Here is a 6,991-nt window from a genome sequence, read left to right as displayed (position 1 = left end):
TTGCTGTTGCTGTTGCTGTTTCAGTTTCTCCTCCACAACCGACAGGTTTTTCTTCGCTGCTTCAAAATCAGGATTTTCTTTAAGCAGCTTTTTGTATTGCTCAGCAGCGTCTTCTAACTGACCATTTTGCGCTAACGAGTTCGCTAGGTTATAGCGGCCGATTTGTGATGGGTCATTTGAAAACGCTTTAATGGCCGCTTCGTAATCGCCAGTTTGGTAACTTGCCGCGCCTTGCCAACTTGGGTCAGTGAACAGGTTTTTGGCTTGTTCATATTCTCCCTGTTTATAGAGATTAGCCGCTTTCTGATCGGCATTTAAGAACGGGTTGGCTTGTGCGTCTGGTGTCCAAGTTATTGGAAGCAGCGCAGCGACAAATACCCAAATTACACCACGGCGGAACAGGAAAACGGTAGGCAGTAGCAGTAGAGGCAATAGCCAAAATCCACCATTCAAACGTGAATCGGTTTTGACTTCTAGGCTCTGTTTTGCTGCCAAGTTGTTCCCAGTATTATTCGTGTACGCTGCGATGCTATCCACGTCTCGGTTGTTGTGCTGAATAGGAACAAACATACCGCCCGTCTTGTTGGCTAGCGTTTGTAGGTTTTTCAGGTGTGTTTTGGCAACAACGGTCGAGCCTTGCGTGGTCTTAAGAAGCGAGCCGTCGGGTAGGGCAATCGGTGCGCCGTTTGCCGTGCCGATTGCAAGAACCGAGACTCGTATGTTTTTACCTTTAACTAAATTCAGAGAGCGTGCCAATTCTGAATCATCAAGATCATCGGCAAGAACCACAATGTCTCCTTGGTTTGCACCTGCTTGTGAAAATTGACTTAACGCCAATTCGATCGCAGCAGGGAGGTTCGAGCCTTGGAATGGCATCAGCTCTGGCGACAAGTTCTCGATGATACCTGCTAGCGTACTAGCATCCGTCGTTAGCGGACTCAAGCTGTAAGCATCGCCTGCATAGGCGATCAATCCAGTCGCCCCCTCTTTCCACTTCGGCAACAAGTCCAACGCTTTGTAACGTGTTTGAGTAAGGCGATTGGGTTTGATGTCGCTGGCGTACATCGAGCGAGACATATCTAGCACTAGCATGCGATTTTGGCTTAGCTCGAAGCTTGGACGTGTATTTGATTGCCAGCTCGGCCCAGCGAGCGCTACGCAGGCAATCGCCCAAGCCAAGCCCCAAATCGTAAAATAAGGTTTGGACTGGGTGGTCTTCCCAAGCATTTTGGCGAGGTGCGGGGCAATCAGCGCGGATTTTTTCGCTCTAAATTTTTGATTAATCAGGAGTACGAAGGGGATTGCTATCAGTCCCAGTAACCAATATGGGTTAAGGAAAGTAAACTCAGCCATGTTTTCTCCTTAGCAGGAACAACAACATAGAAAGCACTAAAGCTGCACTCAATGGGTATGGGAACCATTCGGACTGAGGCCGCCAAGTTTGGGTGTCGCTTGATACAGGTTCCAGTTTGTTGATTGTGTCGTAGATCTTTTCAAGTTGTTCGGCATCTCGCGCACGGAAGTACTGCCCGCCAGTCATTTCTGCAATCTTCGTGAGCGTTTGTTCATCAAGGTCGGCTGCGGTGTCGACCTTACGAGTCATAAAAAAGTCTTTCACCATCATTTCGCCAGCACCTACGCCGACGGTATAAATAGTGGCATTGTATTTCTTCGCAATCTCAGCCGCTTCGATTGGATCTAACACACCAGCGGTGTTACTGCCGTCACTGAGCAAAATCATCACGCGCTGGGGCGCATCGCTATCGACAAAGGTTTTTGTTCCTAAGCCGATACCATCGCCAATTGCGGTTCGTTGACCAACTAGGCCAATTACGGTTTGCTTGATTTGTTGGATAACGGTTTGTCGGTCAGCCGTCAGTGGCGTTTGTAAGTACGCGTGGTCACCAAATAGAACTACTCCAAGCCGATCACCTTTTCGCTTCGCGACAAAATCTGATAGCACTTTTTTCACGGCAGAGAGTCGGTCGATGTACTCGCCATCTAAGTTCATGTCCTCTTTTTGCATGGAACCTGAAAGGTCAACCACCAGCATTAAGTCTCGGTACTTAGGTTGAAACTCGATAGGTTCACCAAACCAAACTGGTCTCGCACAAGCGACGACCAATAATGTCCAAACGCCTACAGCTAACGATTTTTGTAGCCATTGTTTAGGTTTACGGCTGTTTTTGCTTTCTGGCAAATACGCCAGTTTGATTTCTGCTTGTCGAGTTTCTTCAGGAAGAAGCTTGTAAATCAGCAGAGGTAAGGGCAACAAAAAAAGTGCCCACCACCAGACAAATTCAATGTTTAACCATTGGGAAAGGTCTGTCATGAGTGTTTGCTCAGTCACGGGTGTTTGCCTTTTTCTTCGGTGGCAAAGCGTGAGTTATCCAAAAGGCACAATCGTCGATCAAATCTTGATGTTGCTCTTGAGGCGACTTTTGATATAACGCGGCTTGCCACTGTTGTTGTTTGTCTACGAATCGAGTCTCTTTGGTATGACTGTCGAGAAATTCATACCATGCCATTCCAGTTAACGGGGCGATGTCTTCACGTGGGAAGTAACTCAATGCGGCTTGACGCAGAATTTCCAGAGCAGAGGAAGGCGTATGAGGTGTGACTGATTGAGTCAAAAGCTTTAATGCCGTTTTTTTGGCAAGTAAGCGCTTTTTACGCCATTTTGCATACAAATATACACCTAAAACAAAAAGAACGATCGCCGCAAGCATTGCCCACCATCCCCACGCAAGTGGGAACCAATCCGGAGCGTTCGGCAAAATCAAAGGTTCAAGGTTTAGGCTTTGGTTGTTTGTTGTCATTATTACTGCTTTATTGAAAACTGCTTTGTAAGGCCTGTTAGCTTAATTGCTGAATCAAAGGCCAACCACTTGATAGTGTGTTAAATGGAATAGCCATCGAATGACACTGTTGTTTGATGGATTCTTGGTGTTGAGTAAAGTGTGTTTCGAGCGCTTTTCTTTGTCCTGTTGAGCCGAAGTTGAACCATTGGCTACGACGACCATCAGAGGCTTTTGCTTGGCCACGAAAGTCGGTCTCTCCTCTTTCCAATGGGTCGTAAAACTGAATGGCTCTCACGCTGTTGTGTTGTTTAAGGCGACGCAGTTGCGTTAGCTCTCTTTCTTCTACATGTGCAAAGTCACTGAGTAGAATCAGTTCACTGCCTTTTGGCGTGAGTGTGTGGAGTGTTTCTAAAACTTGCGAATATGGCATTGTGCGAGTCTCATGATTTGGATCTTGAGTCAACTGCGCGTTATGGGTATCAACGATAGCATTGAGAATCCGTAGCCCCTGTTTTTGCAAAGAGGAAGGGCGAAATTCTAAGCATTGATGTCCATCATCAATCACCGCGCCAATACGATCCTTTTTGGCTAATGTGAGCCAAATAAGAACACTGGCGAAATGAGCGAGTTGTACGGACTTCAATACGTACTTTGAGCCAAAGTGAAGGCTTGAGCTGAGGTCGAGATACAAAATCACCGCTTGTTCTTTGTCTTCCGCAAACAATTTAGTGTGCGCTTTTCCGGTGCGCGCTGTGACTCGCCAGTCGATGCTGCGAATGTCATCTCCGGCTTGATACTGGCGCACTTCCATAAAGTCCATACCACGACCTTTTTGTCGGCTCGTATGGTTGCCGCTCATCTGCGACCAAATGCTTTGTGCCGGTGGCAACCAACGTACCGACTGCGTGCGATATTGAAGCAGTTCTTCCAGTGTTAATGTCACCCCATTCGCATGAGGCGGTAATGGATGGTTTGCAGACATGTCACTCACCCGCTTTATGCGCTGCCAACCAAGCTTAGCAACTTATCGATGACTTGATTTGCCGTTACGCCTTCTGCTTGAGCGTGGTAGCTGAGCAATAATCGGTGACGTAACACTGGGTACGCCATTGCTTGGACATCTTCAGGAGAGACAAAATCACGACCTGCTAACCAAGCATGAGCACGAGCGCATCGGTCAAGGGCGATGGTTGCACGCGGACTGACACCCATTGCTAGCCATTTATCCAACTCACTGTCGTATTCGCTTGCTTGGCGTGTTGCCATCACCAAACGCACAATGTATTGCTCAATGGTTTCTGCCATGTGGATGTCGAGTACTTCTTGGCGCGCGGTGAAGATGTCTTGCTGACTCAAGCTCGGGCGTTCAATAGAGCATTCACCTTTCGCTTCACCACGATTGATCCGCAAGATCGCTAATTCATGTTCTGCATCTGGGTAATCCACTTCTAAGTGAAGCAAAAAGCGATCGAGCTGAGCTTCTGGAAGAGGGTAAGTACCTTCCTGTTCTATCGGGTTTTGCGTCGCCATGACCAAGAATAGCTCAGGCAGCGCGTAGGTGTGGCGACCTGCGGTCACTTGCTTTTCTGCCATCGCTTCAAGCATTGCGGCTTGCACTTTGGCTGGCGCACGGTTGATTTCATCAGCAAGAATGAGTGAATTGAAAATCGGCCCAGATTGGAATGTGAACTCGCCAGTTTCTGGGCGGAAAATATCCGTACCGGTTAAATCGGCAGGCAGCAAATCTGGGGTGAACTGAATGCGATGGAAGTCGCCTTCTACGCAATCAGACAGTGATTTTACGGCGCGAGTTTTAGCAAGTCCCGGAGGACCCTCAACCAAAATATGCCCGTCAGCAAGAAGGGCGATCAACAGTTGTTTAACCAGATCATGCTGGCCAATGATCTGAGACTCTAAATAGTGCTGAAGAGTTTCGAAGTTTGATTTATGCATGCTTTGGACTCTCGATATCCATTTGATTTTCGTTTTGAGTATTGGTCATTGCCAATCAGGAAAAAGTTCCTGTTCGCTCTCGAAATTTATCTTTTCAATATTGGGGCAAAGAAAAGGATTGCAAGCGAAGAAAAACGCTGAAAGTGCTTGAATGACAGGGTGTTACATTTATTTTGCATAAGATAGTGAGAAATACCTCTAGTTTTGTTCGCTCAGGTCGATATAGGTTCCATGCTGTGTATGTCACAGAGATATGCACCTGATAGCCACTATCTAGGATGCCAATAACAAGTGATTCTTTTAAAAGGTCCGAATATGTTGAAACTTCATTCTCTGAGTATCAAACAAAAGGTTGTACTTGGTATTACTTTTGCTGTTCTTGCATCAACCATTATCGTTGGTGTGATGGCTCAACGCCATGCGAGAGACGTGTTAAGTCACCGCCTGATTGATATTGAGTTGCCAGCCATGCTGCAACAAATTAATACTGAAATTGACCGCGAAGTTGTGCAAATGCAGCAAGCGGCGAAGCAACTAGCAACAAACGAATTTGTTGTCGAAGCGCTAAAAAATACTGATCACCCACAGTTTTCTGAAACGCAGCTTGTTCAGCAGCTAAACAACATCAAATCTCAGTATGGATTGAATGACGCATCGGTCGCAAACCGTAAAACGGCGTACTACTGGAACCAAAATGGTTTCTTGCGTCAGCTAAACCATTCGCAAGACGCGTGGTTCTTTGGTTTCACCTCTTCGGGTCGCGAAACATCAGTGAGTGTTTTCCAAGAAGCTAATGGTGAAGTGAAAATGTTCACTAACTACCAAGACTTAAACGGTATCTCGATGTCGGGTCTATCTAAGTCGATGGATGACATGGTGTCACTTCTAAACAGCTTCCAAATTGAGGACACAGGTTACGTGTTCTTAACGAATGAAAAAGGTGACATTCAAATTCATCGTCAACAAGGCAAAAACAAAACGTCGATTGCGCAGCTTTTTGGCAGCAACGCGAATCAACTGCTGAACAAAAACAGCTTCAACCTAATTAATGTCGAGTTTGAAGGTAAGGACAATTTCATCGCGAGTTTGTATGTGCCATCAATGAACTGGTTTGTTATTGGCGTCGTGCCTGTTGACGAAGTGTTTGCTGACCTCAATGCAACTGGCCAAAAAATGATGATCACAACCATTGTAGTGGCGTTGGTGTTCATTTTGATGGGCGTATTGCTTGCAAACAGTATCACTAAGCCAATTCGTTTGATTGCAGATCGCTTTACCGATCTTGGCCAAGGCGAAGGTGATTTATCACAGCGTATTGAAATTCGTGGCAATGATGAAATCGCGCAACTTTCTAAAGGTTTCAACGGATTTATTGAGAAAATCCACGCAACTATGAAAGAGGTATCTTTGACGAGCGGTGCACTGAGTCAAGCGGCAGACAGCGTGTCGAGCAAAGCAACGTCAACGTACGATAATAGCCAAGAGCAACGTGACCAGACGATTCAAGTGGTTGCAGCGATCAACCAAATGGGTGCGACGATCAGTGAAATTGCGTCTAACGCAGCGACGGCAGCCGATACTGCAAACCAAGCGTCTGATAATACTCAGACGGGTCGTGAAGTTGTGATGAAAGCGAAAGAAGTGATCAGCCGTCTTGCTGACGATGTGGAAACGACGAACATTGTTGTGACACAGCTTGCTTCTACAACGAAAGACATCGGCTCTATCCTAGGTGTAATCCGCGATATCTCTGAGCAAACAAACTTGTTGGCATTGAACGCAGCGATTGAAGCGGCACGCGCAGGTGAGCAAGGTCGAGGCTTTGCGGTAGTTGCAGATGAAGTTCGTAACCTAGCGTCGCGCACTGCCGATTCAACGGAAGAGATTCAACGTATGATCAACCAGCTTCAAAGTGATGCTCAGGATGCAGTAAGCGCGATGGAAGCTGGCAAAGCGGTCACATTTGAGGGTGTGGCTTCGACGGATGAAGCAGTAGAAGTGCTGGTGAATATCTCTGAGCGCATTACGGATATCTCCGATCGAAACACGCAAGTTGCGACGGCAACGGAAGAGCAATCTACCGTGGTTCATACGATCAATCAGAATATTGAAGAAATCAACGCAATCAACGAGATGACAACTGCAACGGCGGAAGAGTTGGCTGGCGCAAGCCGCGATCTTCAAGAGCTTTCATCTCGCCTAGATAAGATGGTTGGTAGCTTCAAACTCTAGAGTTG

The 6,991-nt window shown here is 46.7% G+C and carries 6 protein-coding genes; 1 reads left to right on the top strand and 5 read right to left on the bottom strand.

The features are described 5' to 3' along the window. From BIW15_RS19055 to BIW15_RS19035, 5 genes are all read right to left on the bottom strand, one after another. On the bottom strand, window positions 1–1,353 hold a 1,353-nt coding region (locus BIW15_RS19055), incomplete at its 3' end, for a VWA domain-containing protein (RefSeq protein WP_077281459.1). Further along, on the bottom strand, window positions 1,346–2,350 hold the full coding sequence (locus tag BIW15_RS19050) for a VWA domain-containing protein (RefSeq protein ID WP_025507330.1): 1,005 nt from the start codon (window positions 2,348–2,350) through the stop codon (window positions 1,346–1,348). The genes BIW15_RS19050 and BIW15_RS19055, both read right to left, overlap by 8 nt. Next, entirely contained in the window at window positions 2,343–2,819 is a 477-nt protein-coding gene (locus BIW15_RS19045; protein WP_005462967.1) for a DUF4381 domain-containing protein, read from the bottom strand. The genes BIW15_RS19050 and BIW15_RS19045 overlap by 8 nt, the downstream gene beginning before the upstream one ends. 37 nt (window positions 2,820–2,856) lie before the next feature. Further along, on the bottom strand, window positions 2,857–3,783 hold the full coding sequence (locus tag BIW15_RS19040) for a DUF58 domain-containing protein (protein WP_005485246.1): 927 nt from the start codon (window positions 3,781–3,783) through the stop codon (window positions 2,857–2,859). Between the two features lie 14 nt (window positions 3,784–3,797). Further along, on the bottom strand, window positions 3,798–4,754 hold the full coding sequence (locus tag BIW15_RS19035) for a MoxR family ATPase (RefSeq protein WP_025610832.1): 957 nt from the start codon (window positions 4,752–4,754) through the stop codon (window positions 3,798–3,800). A 315-nt stretch (window positions 4,755–5,069) separates the two neighbouring features. Between BIW15_RS19035 and BIW15_RS19030 the strand changes: the two genes are divergently transcribed. Beyond that, complete coding sequence (locus BIW15_RS19030; RefSeq protein WP_005478023.1) at window positions 5,070–6,986, top strand: methyl-accepting chemotaxis protein; 1,917 nt, start codon at window positions 5,070–5,072, stop codon at window positions 6,984–6,986. The last annotated feature ends 5 nt before the right edge of the window (window positions 6,987–6,991 follow it).

This window comes from Vibrio sp. SALL6 (assembly GCF_002002385.1).
GTDB lineage: Bacteria > Pseudomonadota > Gammaproteobacteria > Enterobacterales > Vibrionaceae > Vibrio > Vibrio parahaemolyticus.
The sequence above is the reverse complement of the archived record's forward strand: the minus strand, read 5'-3'. Positions and strand labels throughout refer to the sequence as shown.

Coding starts and splice junctions, on each gene's coding strand:
- BIW15_RS19045 (WP_005462967.1), bottom strand. CDS start 2,819: ATGACAACAAACAACCAAAGCCTAAACCTTGAACCTTTGATTTTGCCG.
- BIW15_RS19040 (WP_005485246.1), bottom strand. CDS start 3,783: ATGTCTGCAAACCATCCATTACCGCCTCATGCGAATGGGGTGACATTA.
- BIW15_RS19035 (WP_025610832.1), bottom strand. CDS start 4,754: ATGCATAAATCAAACTTCGAAACTCTTCAGCACTATTTAGAGTCTCAG.
- BIW15_RS19030 (WP_005478023.1), top strand. CDS start 5,070: ATGTTGAAACTTCATTCTCTGAGTATCAAACAAAAGGTTGTACTTGGT.